Source organism: Burkholderia sp. JPY481 (assembly GCF_038900515.1).
Classification (GTDB): Bacteria; Pseudomonadota; Gammaproteobacteria; order Burkholderiales; family Burkholderiaceae; genus Paraburkholderia; species Paraburkholderia youngii.
In genome coordinates this window covers 1-14,579 of the sequence record NZ_JAYMRT010000049.1, presented here as the reverse complement: position 1 = coordinate 14,579, position 14,579 = coordinate 1, and the positions used below count along the sequence as shown (strand labels likewise).

Here is a 14,579-nt window from a genome sequence, read left to right as displayed (position 1 = left end):
TTCTCGAGAATCTCCCGCTCCCTGTCCTCGACCTGGGCAATCAGCTGCGCGGCAAGCGCGCGTAATTGTTCCGGGCTGAGGGCGTTAAGATCGGCGGGCAGGTTCATGCAGACGAGTCTGCCAGAACTTTGGAGACCGGGAAAGCGCCACCGTTTACGTCCTTGCGGGCGTCATACGACGCGAATCACGCCGTTAGGACCGATGCGCTGCCACGGCAAACCCACCACCAGACCTTCGAGCTGTTCCTGCGTGAGCGCATGATGCTTCGGTTCGCCTACCAGGGTGAGGCCACACAAACTGTCCCTCGTTCAGCCGTCGCGCTGCCAGCCAGATTCCAATCCCGTCGTGAACCAGTACCTTCAGACGGTTGGCCCGCCGGTTGGCAAACAGATAAGCATGATGTGGATGCGCGGCGCCGAATACGGTTATCACCCGGCCAAGTGCCGTATCGAAGCCGGCCCGCATGTCCAGCGGCTCGACCGCCAGCCACACCTGATCAATGCGGATCATGCGAGCCACTCACGCAGCCAGGCGGCGCATTGTGCTGCCTCTGATATCGGCGAGCTAATCGTTATCGACTGGTTCGCGCGACGCACCTCGACGCGGATCTCGGCCGGACGAACGTTCATCGTGTCGAGCGGCACCGGCACAAATGCCGGTGCCTGTGCCGACGGCACTGCCACATCGCTGCTCGCGACGGGCACCCGAGCATTCCCTTCGGCTTGTTCCACCCAACGTCGCAGCAGGTTTGCGCTCAGCCTGTGATCCAGGGCGATGGCCGCAAGCGATACACCCGGTCTTCGGCAGGCTGCCACCACCCGGGCTTTGAACTCGACGCTATATCGCCGGCGTCGACGCCTTCCAACCGGTGCCTCTTCTTCGATAGTGTTCACGTGTCCACCTATTTAAGTGCACACGATGCTCCCAAAACCTTCAACGCTACTCAAGACGGGATGGCCGGGCGCTTACCAAAGACACGACGCTGCGATCCTCAAAGTACTTGAACGACGTGATCGGGCAGGATCATCGTCACATCAAATCACAGCTGAACGTGATACTCGGTTTCAAACAGTTCCGGAACGCGGACAATCGCGATCTCGGGCTTCGAGCTGACCCGTCGTATTCGCAAAGGTCAGTCCGATCTGACGAACCTGCGCCTCAAAGATGCCACTGCGCCCGCTGTTTGGAAGGCAGTCCTTTCAGTTCGAAGAGGTGACGGTGGATACGCCAATTCTTTCGCTCGCCGCTGAAATTGCACCAGAGCCAGCTGCTGGGGGTCCAACTTAGACGTCGTCGGCGTAATCAATACCCGTGAGCACGCCCAGATGGGCAACCGTAGTGAAATGCGAGTCGTCGTTCGTATCCATGTCCAGCTCGCGCACATTGCCGCCCAGATCGGTCACGAAGGCACGGCGCCCTCGCCAATCCAAGCACACGCCAATCCCTTCCTTGAGTCCGCGCGCAACCACTTCACGATTAACCAGTCCCAACGTTGTGATCCTTGCGCGGTTCAGCGTATTTCCGTCGTCCGCATCGTCGCCGCGATCTGTCCAATAGAGCATCGCGTCGTGGTGGTCGATATCGAGATCAATAGGCTCCGGCAATTTGTCAAGCAAACATTCGACGTCTGAGCGTCTATCGGGAGCCGCATTTGCCGGTAGGTCAATGCCTGCCCTAAAGATGCGCCCCTGTCCGCCATCCGGAGGACCCTTCTGTGACCAGTAAATGTGTCCGTTTGTCTTATCCAGCGCAATGCCTACACAGTGGCGGGTTGCGTCAGCCGTATCTTCCGGGAAATTCCCAGTCCGCACGAGCTCCGTGACCTGACTGCCATCCAGCCGCGCACGCATGACTCGCATGCCTTCACGATCGCACCAGTACAGATGACCGGCTTCCTTGTCCAGCGCCAGTTCCTTCGGGGTTCCTGCCTTCCCCGAAGGCACGAGCACCCGATGCTCACTACCGTCTAGCTTCGAGCATTCGATCGTGCCATCGTTCGGTGGAAGTCCAGAGAGCATCGCATCGCCGTTGATTAGATGAATGCCGCTGCCCATGTTGCTCCAGTATAACAACTGGTCTTCGGCGTCCACCTTTATGCCGTCGGGCGTGTTCGTCAGGTCTGCGATAACGATTTCGTGCGAACCGTCCGGGGATAAGGCGATGATTGCCGGGGGACGTGCCTGGATGACATACAGCGTACCGCCATCACGTGTAGCCACAGTGCGACCTCCGTCGAGTCTGCAATATACGTTGTCAGGGTGGCAGCAGCGGTGTGCCGCACTGCCACTACCGAACGGTTTGTCACAAAAGCCCTCGGGTTACGCGATGACGTGAAAAGCGTCAATCCCGCCTTTTGAACCTGCGACAGATGCCGCGTTTGCCGAACCACCCATCGGGGAAGCGGGACGTTCCGGAGCCGGTGGTCACCGGCAGATGCATCATATGCTCGATAACGTTCAGCCACAACTGACTCCCGTGAGCCCAGAATTTCGATCCAATCTTTACTACGTGGTTGGATGCACTGCTCCCCGAGCAGAGGATGCCGGCAATCACGTCGGACTTGCCGGCCCGGTTCGGACGGACGGATTTCCGCGAGAACGTCCCCCCGCATGCGATCGCACATCGACGAGCTGGACACTCGTATGGCTGGGGCAGGCTCTGTCAGGTTGACCCAGGAGCGGGGTAGAATGAAGCGATGAAGAAAAGAAAGCCGCTTTATCACGGTCACCGCTTCCCTGCCTTCGTCATCAGCTGCGCGGTTCGCTGGTATTTCCGGTTCAGCCTCCCAGCGTGCAAAGACGGCGCGGCGCAAGCGGGGCACCATCGAATAGGCTTCGTCGCCCGGTTCGATTCGCGCCGCCCCAATCAGCTGGTCGAGTAGCGAACGATCTGCGTCCCACACGGGCACGATTGTCGTTGCGCGCAGCATGTCACTCATGTGTTACCCCGGTGGTTTTGCCATTCGATTCAGGTCTCTTGTTTTCAATGCCGAGTTCACCCATCAGACGCGTGCGCGCTTTCTCGTCTACTATCAACGCCTGGACACGCTTGCGGAAATGAGGGTTGTTGCCGAGCGGGCCCTTCGGCGCTTTGAGCGCATCGCGCAACGCGATCATCTGGCACAACTCCGGTACTTTCTGTACGACTGCGTCAGGAGAGAAATCGTGGATGGACTCAAATTCCAGATTCACTGTGAGCTGCGCGTCCGGACCCGGATTCGCCTCTAGGGCTTCGCTGAAGAAGCCATCGTTTTCGCAAACAGCTTGATGCTGAATTTCGGAACGCGAGATGAGCGATGCGACTGGTTCGATTTTCTGGCCATGAAGGGCCTTGCAAGCGGGTCTCTCGACCCACTTTGGCTGCTCATGGACGCACCTGTGCCATCAGCCGCGTGCGGCTCATGTAGATGTTGGCAAGCGCGAGTACAGAAGGCGCGCGTGGCGTTCTTCGCGAGGCCGCGATAGCGCACCTTGCCAAAACCCCACAGCCGCTTGACCACCGCAAAGAGGTGTTCAACCCGGGCACGAATCTTCGACTTGTTGCGGTTTTTCGAACGCCTAGCTTCATCGACTTCACCACTGCGATTGCGTACACGCTGGTTGGTTAAGTCCTTCGCTTTCTTCGCCTTGCTGGTGATGAGTTTCTTTTGGCTCGCATAGGCGCTGTCGCCGTACACACGCCGCTCGTCGCCGTGCAGCGGCGCCGGCAGCGGATGCTTGTCATGCACGTTCGCCGCCGTCACTACCGTGCTGTGTGCCAGACCCGTCTGGCTATCCACACCGATGTGAAGCTTCATGCCAAAGTACCACTGCTGGCCCTTCCTCGTCTGATGCATTTCGGGGTCTCGCGCCTTGTCCGCATTCTTTGTGGAACTGGGCGCACCGATGATGGTGGCATCCACGATCGTGCCGGTGCCTACCTTCAGTCCGCGCCCTTGCAGCACCTCGCCGACCCTCGCGAACAATTGCTCGCCGAGCTTGTTGCGCTCCAGCCGCCGCCGGAACTTCAAGAGCGTCGTACCATCGCGAACGCGCTCGCGTCCCAGGTCAACCCCGACGAATCGCCGCAATGCGGTGCTATCCAGCAGCGCTTCCTCGCAGGCTTCGTCGGCCATGTCGAACCAGTGCTGCACAAAGTGCATGCGCAGCATGCGCTCCAGACCCACCGGTGGGCGACCGCCTTGACCCTTCGGATAGTACGGCTCGACAACCTCGCACAGTTGCGCCCACGGCACGATCTGATCCAACGTCTCAAGGAATTGTCCTTGTCGACGTTGATCGACTTCATGTCTTTAATCGCTGTAGCGTCGTCGCGCAAAGTGAAGTCGCCCACCACAAGCAATTTAAGCGGCAGCTCAACTTCTTCCCTTGATTCTCCGGTGGCCGGTCGATAAACGATATTGACCCGCTCCTTGGGAGCGGTTGAACTTTCATATGCCATATCTAACTCCGAAAAAAGCTAGCCGGTGTGGAGGTGCGAGACAGCATGCCCTTTTTCTGTCCACGTCTTCACCGTCGCGTTGTGCGCTAGACCTTTGACAAACCGGTATTCGGTTTTGGCAGAGTTTAGATGCGGAACGAATGTGCCGCCATGCTGCTTGTTCCGGTCGAAGGACCCGGCAGCGCATCAGAATCGGATTGCATTCCGATGTAAAGGACGGTTTCCGAGATTTCCTGCGGAGCCAAGCCATCCACGTTCGTCAGCACCAGCGCGATCGAATCGCTCACATCCTGCGGAATCGGCTGGTCTCAGGCCCGCTTCATACTCCGGCCAGTTCGTCACACGATGCGCCATCTTCGGGATGTGGTGCCGACGAGCGGCGTTGTGCTTATGCGGCATGCGTCTATTCAGAGAGAACGGGAACGTCATCTTATTACCCCTATCTTTCATCGACCTATCTATGCACCAACGCCCATTTGATCGCTTTCACTTGCCAGTTTCGCCATCACTCTCGCCGGGCGGCTCGGCACCGTGCGCACGGATCGCGGCAATCAGCTCGGCCGGCGTGATCTCATAGCGCACCTCGCGCTGAGTCCCGGGTTTGCGCTGGTCGACGTCGATCAGGACCAGGCTTTTGCCGTCGGGCGCAGCTTCGAGTCGCACTGTGCGCCTCACGCTCGCGGTCAGCGCGTCGCTGTCAGTCAGCAGATGGACGGCGCCGTGCGCGCCATTGTGTGTGGGGGGGGTCATCGGACCAGGCTCCTGAAAAGACTCACCGGTGATACCTGCAAAAGCTCACCGTCCGAATCGGACGGCGCGTTCAGTCGAGGTCGAACAATGCCCGGTCTGCCGGCCGGGTGAGAGCCTCATCCATCATTTGCCGAAAGTCGGCTTCGTCCATTTCTCCGCGCTCAACTCGCCGCAAGACGGCCTCACCCACGAGCGCAAGCTTTCGTGCCTGGTCGGCTTTGCTCTCCTTGTATGCCTTGCGGCGCGCCTTGTCGGAAGCTTTTCGTGCCTCTTTCAGGGCGCTCAGCTTTTGCTCCGTCGCCGCTAGACGGTCTTTCAGCAATGTCATCAGTTGCTCCTTACACGTCCAACCATTCTAATCGCACACGATTTGACACGCGCTATTGACACCGCAGCCCTTGATCTGCCGCAAGGAGCACCTTCATTACTCCTTCTTGTCACACGCACCCTGTATCGTGCAGGAATAGGACATTCCGTGAGGAATAGGTAGCCATGCCGAAAATCGATGCAGGATCCCGTCCGGCGGCACTAGATGTCGCATTAGTTCCTACGGCCGCTGGCGATGCCATTAGCGCTCCCGTTGACTCCGCTCCCCCCGCAACCATCGTGCAGACCATACTTCTCCCACTAACGCGGTTGGTGTGTGGCCGACCGAGCTGGCGCACGACAGGCGCTGCGTTACAGGGAGGCAACTCGGTTGCAGCGTCATTGGAAGCAGCCGAGGCGCGATCTGCGGTGCCGGCATTGACGCGCCAATTGTACCTTGAACATCTCTTCTTTCCTTCCTTTGGGTCGAGTTTAAGCACGACCTGCTGGAAGGCGAAATTTCAGGGGAAGCTCACTTCGATGTATTCGAACAAGTCCGCTGCGGCTTCGCGATGCGTGCGATAGCGCGCTGCATGAACCCGTTCATTTTTCAGGCTGTTGAAGAAGCTCTCCGTCGGCGCGTTGTCCCAGCAATTTCCTTTGCGGCTCATAGAGCAACGCATGCCATAGTCAGCCAGCCTGCACTGAAATTCGTGGCTCGCGTACCGGGCGGATTCAACCGGTCGTCGCAACACCTTTGATCGAGGAGATGTTTATGGGACGACCAGCCGGTTGGATGCATAAGTTGACAGGGCGAGGAGCGATGCGCTCGCCCGGTGCGCCGTCGCATCGGCGCGAGATCGAGCGGCGATTCTGGGAGCAAATCGCAACAGGCATTACAAGCGAGAAGGCTGCAGAGGCGGTTGGCGTGTCGCAGGCAGTAGGCACTCGCTGGTTCCGACATAATGGCGGCATGCCACTTTCCATGTTGAGCCCGATATCCGGGAGGTACCTGTCGTTCGCGGAGCGAGAAGAGATTGGACTACTTTCGCATCAAGGCGTCGGGGTGCGCGAGATTGCTCGCCGTATTGGACGCAACCCATCAACGGTCTCCCGGGAACTGACACGTAACGCTGCAACGCGTGGCGGGCAGCTTGAGTATTGGGCTTCGGTTGCGCAGTGGAAGGCGGAGCTGGTTGCCAAAAGACCCAAACCTTCGAAACTGGTGACTAACTCGCGGCTGCGCCACTACGTGCAAGACCGTCTGGAGGGCAAGGTTCGCGACGCTGATGGTCGTGAGATTTCTGGGCCACGGCAAGCACCATTCAAAGGGAGAAACAAACCGCATCGCGGTGATCGCAAATGGGTCAATGGCTGGTCGCCCGAAAAGATTTCCAATCGGCTGCAGATCGACTTCCCGGATGACGAATCCATGCGCATCTCTCACGAAGCCATTTACCAGGCTCTTTATATCCAGGGCCGAGGTGCTCTCAAGCGCGAGCTGGTCAACTGCTTGCGCACTGGGCGGGCGTTGCGCGTGCCGAGGGCCCGGGCACAGGCCAAGGCCTGGGCGCACGTTAGCGAGGAGGTGATGATCTCCAGCCGGCCTGCTGAAGCGCAAGATCGTGCTGTGCCAGGGCATTGGGAAGGTGACCTGATCATCGGCCTAAACCGGTCCGCGATCGGAACGCTGGTTGAGCGGTCAAGCCGGTTCACCATGCTCGTCCATCTGCCTCGCGAGGAGGGCTACGGGCTGATTCCCAGAACGAAGAATGGTCCTGCGCTGGCTGGCTACGGAGCTGTCACGATGGCCAATGCGCTCAAGAAGACCGTGACTGACCTGCCCGCCCAGTTGTGGCGGTCATTGACCTGGGATCGTGGCAAAGAACTATCCGATCACGCCCGTTTCACGGTCGAGTCCGGGGTACAGGTATTCTTCGCCGACCCGCACAGTCCATGGCAGCGCGGCACGAACGAGAACACGAACGGTCTCTTGCGACAATACTTCCCAAAGGGTACAGACCTGTCCCGGTGGAGCGCTCGAGAAATCCAGGCCGTTGCCAATGCACTGAATACCAGACCCCGGAAAACACTTGGTTGGAAGACACCTGCCGAAGCACTGGACGAATACCTGAGGTCTGCTCAATAATCGAGTGTTGCGACGACCGGTTGGATCCGCCCTTGACACACGCCAGCCGACAATGCGTCGGGCGAACACGTCGATGATGAACGCGACATAGACGAAGCCCGGTTCTGTTGCAGTAAGGGTGTCGGGACGAGAAATGTCGATATGATAAGTATTGCTTATGACACAAGGGAGTAAAACTGCTGGGAAGCAGACGACGGGTCTTTGCCCGCACATTTCATCTGTCCTTTCCTGATCATGTGCATTACCTCGATGCCGCCGAGAATGACCCTCGCACGGTGGAAGTTCTTGAATCCCAGCATCGGCCGGGTCCGGCGTTTGATAGCCCGATGGTCCTGTTCGACAATGTTGTTCAGGTACTTGATCTGACGGACCTTGATCGGCGTCTCGCAATCGGCATTCACCGCATCCAGTGCGGCCAGATTGGAGCCGCTTTTGTCGATGGTCACGGTCTCTGGCGTACCATTATGGGCGATCGCCTTTTCAAAGAACCGCCGGGCAGCGACCTTGTCCCGCCTGGCCCTGAGCAGGAAGTCGACCGTGTCGCCCGCCTTGTCCACTGCCCGGTAAAGATATTTCCACTCGCCTTTGATGTTGATATAGCTCTCGTCCATTCGCCAGCTTTTCCCAACCGGACGCTTGTGCTTGCGCAAGCTCCTTTCGAAGAGCGGCAGCAGTTTGATGACCCAGCGGTACACCGTCGAATGATCTACCGCGATACCACGCTCGCCCATCATTTCCGCAAGATTGCGCAAACTCAGCGAATAGGCCACGTACCATCGCACGCACAGCAAAATCACTTCAAGCGGGTAGTGAAGGCGCTTCAGGACCTTGGCCAGGCCCGGCGCGAGTGTGGTTCGCGGTGTCTTTGTCTTCTTCATCGCACAGCTCAAAAATTCGCTACCCAATTTTAACGTGGGCCTTACTGCAACAGAACCCTGCCAGTTACCCCTGCAAACCGGCTCATCCTGGAAGCTCGATGTGGGCCCAAACTGCCTTTTCCATTGAGAATTTGGAGTCTCATGAAAGGGATGCTATCCCTCCCTGGTCGATCGGATATTAAATACGAGCTTCCTTCCGTGCTTTAGCCCCGCTTTTCTTGGAAACTTTCTTCCGTGACTTTGTCGATGGCGACGCAAGCATGATCTGCTCGGGATGTTTTTGCGGAGCGGGTCCAAGAACTATTGGCCCGAGAACTGGCGAGAAACACTGCTTTCCTAGTTTATTAAACCCACTTGGTGTGGCGTGCAACTCATTTGCCCACTCGTTATCCGACAAGATCCCAGGCGTCCTCACGCGAATTACTGAGGCAATAAAATCGCGCACCAAGGAGTCTTGCATCACGCCCAATTCGTCAATGAGAATCTTAATTAGAGTGCGCCGAAACGAACCCGGTGCTAGATCGTCTGGATCGGGAACTCTTCGGGCATCCATCGGCGCTTTCAACCATTGCCCGAGACCTAAAAAGCCTTTTCCCGTCGGGATTGCGTAATCATAGTTATGGAGATGAATTTTGGCGCTCGGCCGAATCGCTAACGTTGCGTGAATAAGCCGTTCATACGACTGGTAAACAGTGTTGATCAAATTCGTTAAGCCTACGCTGTCGAAGCAGTCCGAGGGTTTTTTGGCGTTAGAACAATCCGGTTTCAATATTTTTTGAAAGTCATCGAATCCGGCGAAATCGTTACCTCCAGCGCTGATCAGGACGGCAGCTACCGCTGTGTATCCCTTCAATGCAGAAATGAAGCTCGCATAGTAAAAGCCGCTGGCTAATTCAACTGACGTCGCTCCATTAGCCCCGAAACATAGGATATTGGGCTCGTTTGAAAATCTGTTGATTGAGTTCAGCAAATTATTCTCGGGGTACCAAAACCAAGAGTCGCCCAAGGCCAATACATCGAGTCTTTCATTCGCTTTTTTGAATTCGGCTTCGTCCCAATACACTTTTCCCATCTCTTTTCTCCTCGAAAAAAAACGAAGAAGTAGCTCTTCCTGCAGAACCGAGCGTCAAGCCATCAAGGTTCAGGGTACAAAACTCTCCTTTGTCGCTCGCGCACGACTTAAAGACCCAAAATACACAATACTTCGGGAGATTTTGAGTCGAAAGATCGCGTTTTTGCGAAGCGTTCGTTCGCGCACTAGAGAGCGTCAAGCAGCGTGGCCGGCGTGTTGCCTCACGGGATGATGTTACTCCCGGGTAATTGTCAGTCTCTGGTTGTTTTGCGATGACGGCTGGCGCTGCGTAGCGGCGCCAGCCGTCATCGGGTCAGCATCGCCGAGTATCCGCGTCACCAGTTCTCTGGCACGGTTCGATCGCCATGCCTTCACGCGGCGCTGCAAGGTCCGCAGCTGCGCGCCGGAATACATGGTGGGAGCCATCGAAGTGAGACGCTCATGGAGCTTTTGCGCGGTAATGCCGGGCTCCGCTTCGAGCCACTGCTGTATCTTCGGCCAGGTATGCTCGAATGGATCTTCCCGGGTACGCCAGTCATGGGTGACGCGCGCTTTTCGATGATGCGTCGGCCGGACCTCTCCGGCCTGCCACGCCGTTCCAAGACTCGCCAGGAAATCCGCGAGTGGAACTTGGCCGGATGGCTTTGTCTCCGTCGGCGCCGCTCCGGAAGCACTGCATTCGGCGACACGCTGCTGGGCGTCGCGCATTCGACGTAAGAGATCCACTGGGTCGAGCGCTCTGAACTGGGCACGCAGTCTGCGTTTGGTTGCCTCCGACACCGAAGCGGAACGCAGCACGCGCTCGAGCGGCGTCAAGGGCGCCTCATAGCGCTTCGTCACCTTCGCGCCGTGACGGGTCTTCGATTCCAGCTTGAATGACGGCTGGAAGAAGTTGATGTACAGCCGCGACACCTCGTAGAGGGAAGCAAGGGTTGCCGTGGCTTCGAGGCCGCGTAACCTGCCATAGCCAACGAGGCGGCGCACGATGGCACCATTCTTTTGCTCGACCCACGCCTGATCGTTTTTCTTGTAGGCACGTGAGCGCGTCAGTTCGATCCCGGTTGCCTTGCAGAAGTCAAGCATGGCCGCGTTCATGAAGGCAGTATCGTTATCGCAATCCAGACCACGCAGCGGAAACGGCAAGGCACGGCTAACCCGCTCGATGTGCTCGAGAACGAACGCTCCGCTGCGATACGGCATGGTCAGGCATTCGGTCCAGCCGGTCGCGATATCTGTCATCACGAAGCTGTGCACGAAGTCGCCGTCGATCTTGGTGCCACCACAATGCTCGACGAAATCGACCTCGAGATAGCCGGGCAACGGATCGTTCCAGTCAGAGAACGTGCGGATCGGCACCGCACGGCGAATCGCATTGCCGATTCCGCCGGCGCGCCGGCGCTGGCCGGAGAAGGCCTGCTCGCGCACGTCGCGCAGCAGCCGGTCAATGGTAGCGGCGCTGATCTGCTGAAGCCGTTGGCGCACGTCCTTCGATAGCGACAGGTGACCATGCCGTGTCATCGAGTCGATCAGCGTCGGGATGAGCGCCTTCAACCGCTTGCCGCAGATCCTGTCGGCAGCCTCCCACAGCGTGATCAGCGCCGCACGCACTTCGTCGTCATAGCGTCGCTGCGGCCCTGGCTTCGCCCTTTGTGGCTGCGGATCCCGACACAGCACCCGGATCGCATGCTTACGGTGATAGCCCGTCAATTCAATGAATTCGTCCAGGATCTGGCGTTTCTCCGTCCGGTCAGAACGTCGATACCGCTCGCCAACCGCCTCCGTCAATTCCCGTCGTGTTGTCATGCTGAGCCGCCTCGTCATAAGTCGTCCCCGCCAGCATTCTGACGGGTAACAAATTACATGAGGCAACCGGTACCGCTTGGTAGCAAAAATCTTGAGTCAATGCGCGTGATCGCGTAGTTGACGCTCATCGCTACTGCGTAACGTTGCCGTCGTCGGGCAACCGGTCGCTAAACGGGTTAGCAGGGTTGTCGTCGTGTAATTGACGCCGCCGTGCATTCTGTTTGTCGCCGGCCTTGCGGCGGCGGTAACTCTCGACGTTGAGCTCGAAGATCGTCGAGTGATGCACAAGCCGGTCGATGGCGGCGACCGTCATGCCGGGGTCGGGGAACACGTCATTCCAGCCCGAGAACGGTTGGTTTGCAGTTATCAGCAGACTTTTACGCTCATACCTCTCGGCAATCAGCTCGAACAGCACGCTGGTCTCGGCCTGGTCCTTACGCGCGTACGACAGGTCGTCAAGGATGATCAAATCGAAGCGGTCAAGCTTGGCCAGCGCAGAAGGCAACTGCAGGCTCTGGCGTGCGGCCTGCAGCTTCTGGACGAGTTCGCTTGTACGCGTGAACAGCACGCGGTAGCCGACGTCGATCAATGCATGACCGATAGCCGATCCTAGGTGGCTTTTTCCGACCCCAGGCGGGCCGAACAGGAGAACGGTGGCGCCTTTCTCCAGCCATGACTCTCCGGTGGCCAGCGCTGTGACATGCGCTTTTGAGACCATCGGCACGGCGCCGAAGTCGAAGGCGGCGAGCGTCTTGGTCGGGTCCAGATGCGACTCGGTACGGTGCCGCTCGATGCGTCGTTTGGCGCGTTCGGCCAGCTCGTGCTCTAGCAGTGCGCCGAGCAGGCGTGCGGCCGGCCAGCCTTCCTTGTCCGAGCGCTCAGCGAACTCGGGCCACAACCTGCCGATCGTTGGCAAACGCAGCTCGTTGAGCATCAGGGCCAGGCGGCCACCATCATGCGCGGGCGCGTTCATGCTGCCACCTTCTCGAGCAGTTCGTCATAGACGGCAACGGGCGGCATCTGAACCTCGACATCGGGGCACTGGGCCTCACGGGGTGCATATTGTTCACGCAGCGCCTTGAGATCGGGAAGCTCGCCGGCTTCGAGCATCGCATCAAGCTGCCTGGCCAGTACGGCCTCCACGCCGTGCAGGCCCGCGAGCTCAAGCAGGCCGACCATCGTCTTGCATGCGTCGCGTTGTGACAGGCGGGCATCGAGTTGTTCCCAGATTCTGCGGTACGCGGCTACGCCGCCTCCGACTCCTCACCACCGGCCAAAACAAACGTCAACGACCGGCCAAGCTAATTGTCGCCGCCCACGCGCACAGTGCCGCCCACGTCGTTTCGGCCCCGGTAGATCCGGTGCGCTCCCTCATTCGTTTGAGCCGAACATTGGGCTTTCCCCGGCCACCGAAACATACCCTGGAGGGGCTTTGTTCAGCAGGGCAGTGCCGCAGTTGGTTGCAGACGCAACTAGGCATTTTTGACGCAAACAGCCTTGCCGAAACTGTTCCACAGATTCACGAGGTTCGCGATAATCGCGCCCTCGCGCTGCTGCGATTCGGTTTTGCGCGTCAGTAGCCGCGCGCCGATGCAACGCTTGATTCGCGAGATCTGCGCCTCGACCAGCGCGCGCTGGCCGTACCCGTATTTGTTGCGGAACGCATGGATGCCCTTGTCCTTGATGTACCGAACGAGATGGTCGTGCCAGCGCGTCGCCGGCTGATTGTGAACGACCGCATTGGCCGGTGGGGGAATCACCGGCAGCACGCCGCAGGCTGACCACGCCTCGGTCTGCGCAATACTGTAGTACGCGCCGTCGGCGATCACGCAGTCGACGTTCGCGTCGACTGCCAGCATCGCATTCAGGCCCGCCTCGTCGGAGACGTTGTCCCCGGTGATCGCGATCTGGTGGACATTCATCTCCGGGTCGATCGACAGATGCATCTGAAACTCTGATTCGTCGAGTTGGTCGACGTGATAGAACCGCAGATCGCGCATGGTTTCGCCAAGGCGCTAAAGCATCTTCGGCGTGCTGTCGAGCAACGGCCAGCAGTGCATCAGATACGCAAGCAAGGTCACACGACGAGTCTCGCACCACGCATCGAACAGTCGTAGACAGAGCGAATTAATTTCCTCGATGGCGTTCTCCCGCTCCGACAGATAGGCAATCATGATGTATCGGTTTTCCAATTGCGCTTCGACGACTCATAGTCAGCGACCAGAATCCCTGTCACATTCAGCGGAAGCTGGAAAAACGAGGCGTGGCGTCCTGATTTTCACATCAGGAAATCCTTACACCCTCTTTTCCGCTTTCCCAGGTGGATCGCAATCTGCCCAATCATGGGGTGAGCCGGTCCTTGACTGCCACGGCCAGCCTTGCCGTCAAGTTCTCCCAGTTGCTCATCGTACCGGGTCGGAGCACACTGAGCAGTGGTCCGCGACGGCCCTTGCTCAGATGCGGCCAGACAAATTGCTCGAACTCTTCGACGCTCAATTTCGTTGGAATCTTTTGCCACGACTGCCTTTCGGCCATTTCGACCTTCAAAGCATTGGGATTCTAGCCGATTCCTGTCAGCCGGGTAGAACCCAGGCCCGGCGGCCATTTCAACCGATTCCCCAGCTGGAAGAAACCCGCAACCAGTTGCATGATGCCGCCCCGCCGAGCAAGCTGTCTTCGGCCGACGCCTGCGGGCTAGCACACGCAAACTCCGGGCGAGGCTAAGAAGCGACGTGATGGTGATCCGACAGGAATGCTCGTCGGAGTTGGGTTCTGCAGTTTTCTGCAACAGGCCAACTGCCACTTTCAGGGAACGACTTAACGCGACAATGTCGACATATGTCGTGGGGAGTTGGACAAACAGGACGACCATGCAGACAATTGATCCCGCCCCTCCAGTGTCTCAGAAACCGTTTTGTATAGGCGTCTCATCCTTCCGAGGATGGAATCGGCGGTGGCCGTCCACATGGACGGGCGTTTATCAGCTTGGAGGCAGAGGTGGTCGAGGTCGGCCAGTGCAGACTATTTTAGCCGGCACGACATGCAAAGCACCGTTAAGAGACGGATTCAAAAAGGCTGCTCCGTCCGTCTGAAGATGTTCCAGCAGACGAGGGAGCAACCGAGTTTGAGAAATGCTTCGTGAATGTCAGCGCGATGTTCGAAGCGAATACGAAGACGACGG

Annotated in this window: 13 protein-coding genes and 10 pseudogenes; 3 read left to right on the top strand and 20 right to left on the bottom strand. The window is 58.3% G+C overall.

Annotated elements, in window-relative coordinates; translation table 11 throughout:
• Positions 1–170: 170 nt before the first annotated feature.
• The 3 genes and pseudogenes from VSR82_RS38610 to VSR82_RS38600 form a co-directional block, all read right to left on the bottom strand.
• Positions 171–296, bottom strand: a complete 126-nt coding sequence (locus VSR82_RS38610; protein WP_410853385.1) for a hypothetical protein — start codon at positions 294–296, stop codon at positions 171–173.
• A gap of 37 nt (positions 297–333) precedes the next feature.
• Positions 334–465 (bottom strand): annotated as a pseudogene (gene tnpB, locus VSR82_RS38605) (IS66 family insertion sequence element accessory protein TnpB); the annotation flags it as partial.
• A 41-nt stretch (positions 466–506) separates the two neighbouring features.
• Positions 507–815 carry an IS66 family insertion sequence element accessory protein TnpB gene (locus VSR82_RS38600; RefSeq protein WP_498858783.1) on the bottom strand — a complete coding sequence of 103 codons (309 nt, stop codon included), beginning with the start codon at positions 813–815 and terminating at the stop codon, positions 507–509.
• A gap of 149 nt (positions 816–964) precedes the next feature.
• Here VSR82_RS38600 and VSR82_RS38595 point away from each other — a divergent pair.
• Positions 965–1,250, top strand: a pseudogene (locus VSR82_RS38595) (DDE-type integrase/transposase/recombinase); the annotation flags it as partial.
• Positions 1,251–1,283: 33 nt separating this feature from the next.
• Here VSR82_RS38595 and VSR82_RS38590 read toward each other — a convergent pair.
• The gene (locus VSR82_RS38590) at positions 1,284–2,219 is read right to left on the bottom strand and encodes an SMP-30/gluconolactonase/LRE family protein (RefSeq protein ID WP_410853297.1); all 936 of its coding nucleotides are present in this window, start codon (positions 2,217–2,219) and stop codon (positions 1,284–1,286) included.
• 476 nt (positions 2,220–2,695) lie between these two features.
• On the opposite strand from VSR82_RS38590, the pseudogene VSR82_RS38585 reads away from it, so the two are divergent.
• Positions 2,696–2,785: pseudogene (locus VSR82_RS38585) on the top strand (IS6 family transposase); the annotation flags it as partial.
• Between the two features lie 145 nt (positions 2,786–2,930).
• On the opposite strand, the gene VSR82_RS38580 reads toward VSR82_RS38585, so the two are convergent.
• The 7 genes and pseudogenes from VSR82_RS38580 to VSR82_RS38550 form a co-directional block, all read right to left on the bottom strand.
• The gene (locus VSR82_RS38580) at positions 2,931–3,275 is read right to left on the bottom strand and encodes a type VI secretion system contractile sheath small subunit (RefSeq protein WP_498858782.1); all 345 of its coding nucleotides are present in this window, start codon (positions 3,273–3,275) and stop codon (positions 2,931–2,933) included.
• A gap of 88 nt (positions 3,276–3,363) precedes the next feature.
• A pseudogene (locus VSR82_RS38575) lies at positions 3,364–4,270 on the bottom strand (IS5 family transposase); the annotation flags it as partial.
• Between the two features lie 47 nt (positions 4,271–4,317).
• Positions 4,318–4,440 (bottom strand): annotated as a pseudogene (locus tag VSR82_RS38570) (type VI secretion system contractile sheath small subunit); the annotation flags it as partial.
• A gap of 125 nt (positions 4,441–4,565) precedes the next feature.
• Complete coding sequence (locus tag VSR82_RS38565) at positions 4,566–4,727, bottom strand: hypothetical protein (RefSeq protein ID WP_410853016.1); 162 nt, start codon at positions 4,725–4,727, stop codon at positions 4,566–4,568.
• Positions 4,728–4,926: 199 nt separating this feature from the next.
• Positions 4,927–5,190 carry a hypothetical protein gene (locus tag VSR82_RS38560; protein WP_410853009.1) on the bottom strand — a complete coding sequence of 88 codons (264 nt, stop codon included), beginning with the start codon at positions 5,188–5,190 and terminating at the stop codon, positions 4,927–4,929.
• 70 nt (positions 5,191–5,260) lie between these two features.
• Entirely contained in the window at positions 5,261–5,518 is a 258-nt protein-coding gene (locus tag VSR82_RS38555; RefSeq protein WP_152855046.1) for a DUF8583 domain-containing protein, read from the bottom strand.
• Between the two features lie 505 nt (positions 5,519–6,023).
• A pseudogene (locus VSR82_RS38550) lies at positions 6,024–6,224 on the bottom strand (IS3 family transposase); the annotation flags it as partial.
• A gap of 68 nt (positions 6,225–6,292) precedes the next feature.
• On the opposite strand from VSR82_RS38550, the gene VSR82_RS38545 reads away from it, so the two are divergent.
• Positions 6,293–7,645, top strand: a complete 1,353-nt coding sequence (locus VSR82_RS38545; RefSeq protein ID WP_498858781.1) for an IS30 family transposase — start codon at positions 6,293–6,295, stop codon at positions 7,643–7,645.
• Between the two features lie 27 nt (positions 7,646–7,672).
• On the opposite strand, the pseudogene VSR82_RS38540 reads toward VSR82_RS38545, so the two are convergent.
• The 9 genes and pseudogenes from VSR82_RS38540 to VSR82_RS38500 form a co-directional block, all read right to left on the bottom strand.
• A pseudogene (locus tag VSR82_RS38540) lies at positions 7,673–7,753 on the bottom strand (integrase); the annotation flags it as partial.
• A gap of 47 nt (positions 7,754–7,800) precedes the next feature.
• The gene (locus VSR82_RS38535) at positions 7,801–8,523 is read right to left on the bottom strand and encodes an IS6 family transposase (RefSeq protein WP_498858779.1); all 723 of its coding nucleotides are present in this window, start codon (positions 8,521–8,523) and stop codon (positions 7,801–7,803) included.
• Between the two features lie 178 nt (positions 8,524–8,701).
• The gene (locus tag VSR82_RS38530; protein ID WP_410853011.1) at positions 8,702–9,595 is read right to left on the bottom strand and encodes an SGNH/GDSL hydrolase family protein; all 894 of its coding nucleotides are present in this window, start codon (positions 9,593–9,595) and stop codon (positions 8,702–8,704) included.
• A gap of 234 nt (positions 9,596–9,829) precedes the next feature.
• Positions 9,830–11,398: an integrase catalytic domain-containing protein gene (locus tag VSR82_RS38525; protein WP_498858778.1), complete on the bottom strand. Its 1,569-nt coding sequence runs from the start codon at positions 11,396–11,398 to the stop codon at positions 9,830–9,832.
• 130 nt (positions 11,399–11,528) lie between these two features.
• Complete coding sequence (gene istB, locus VSR82_RS38520) at positions 11,529–12,371, bottom strand: IS21-like element helper ATPase IstB (RefSeq protein WP_498858777.1); 843 nt, start codon at positions 12,369–12,371, stop codon at positions 11,529–11,531.
• Positions 12,368–12,640: pseudogene (locus VSR82_RS38515) on the bottom strand (IS21 family transposase); the annotation flags it as partial. The pseudogene VSR82_RS38515 and the gene istB, both read right to left, overlap by 4 nt.
• A gap of 230 nt (positions 12,641–12,870) precedes the next feature.
• Positions 12,871–13,344, bottom strand: coding sequence for a transposase (locus VSR82_RS38510; protein WP_498858780.1), 474 nt, complete (start codon positions 13,342–13,344; stop codon positions 12,871–12,873).
• Positions 13,345–13,572 (bottom strand): annotated as a pseudogene (locus VSR82_RS38505) (hypothetical protein); the annotation flags it as partial.
• Between the two features lie 892 nt (positions 13,573–14,464).
• A pseudogene (locus VSR82_RS38500) lies at positions 14,465–14,579 on the bottom strand (IS5/IS1182 family transposase); the annotation flags it as partial.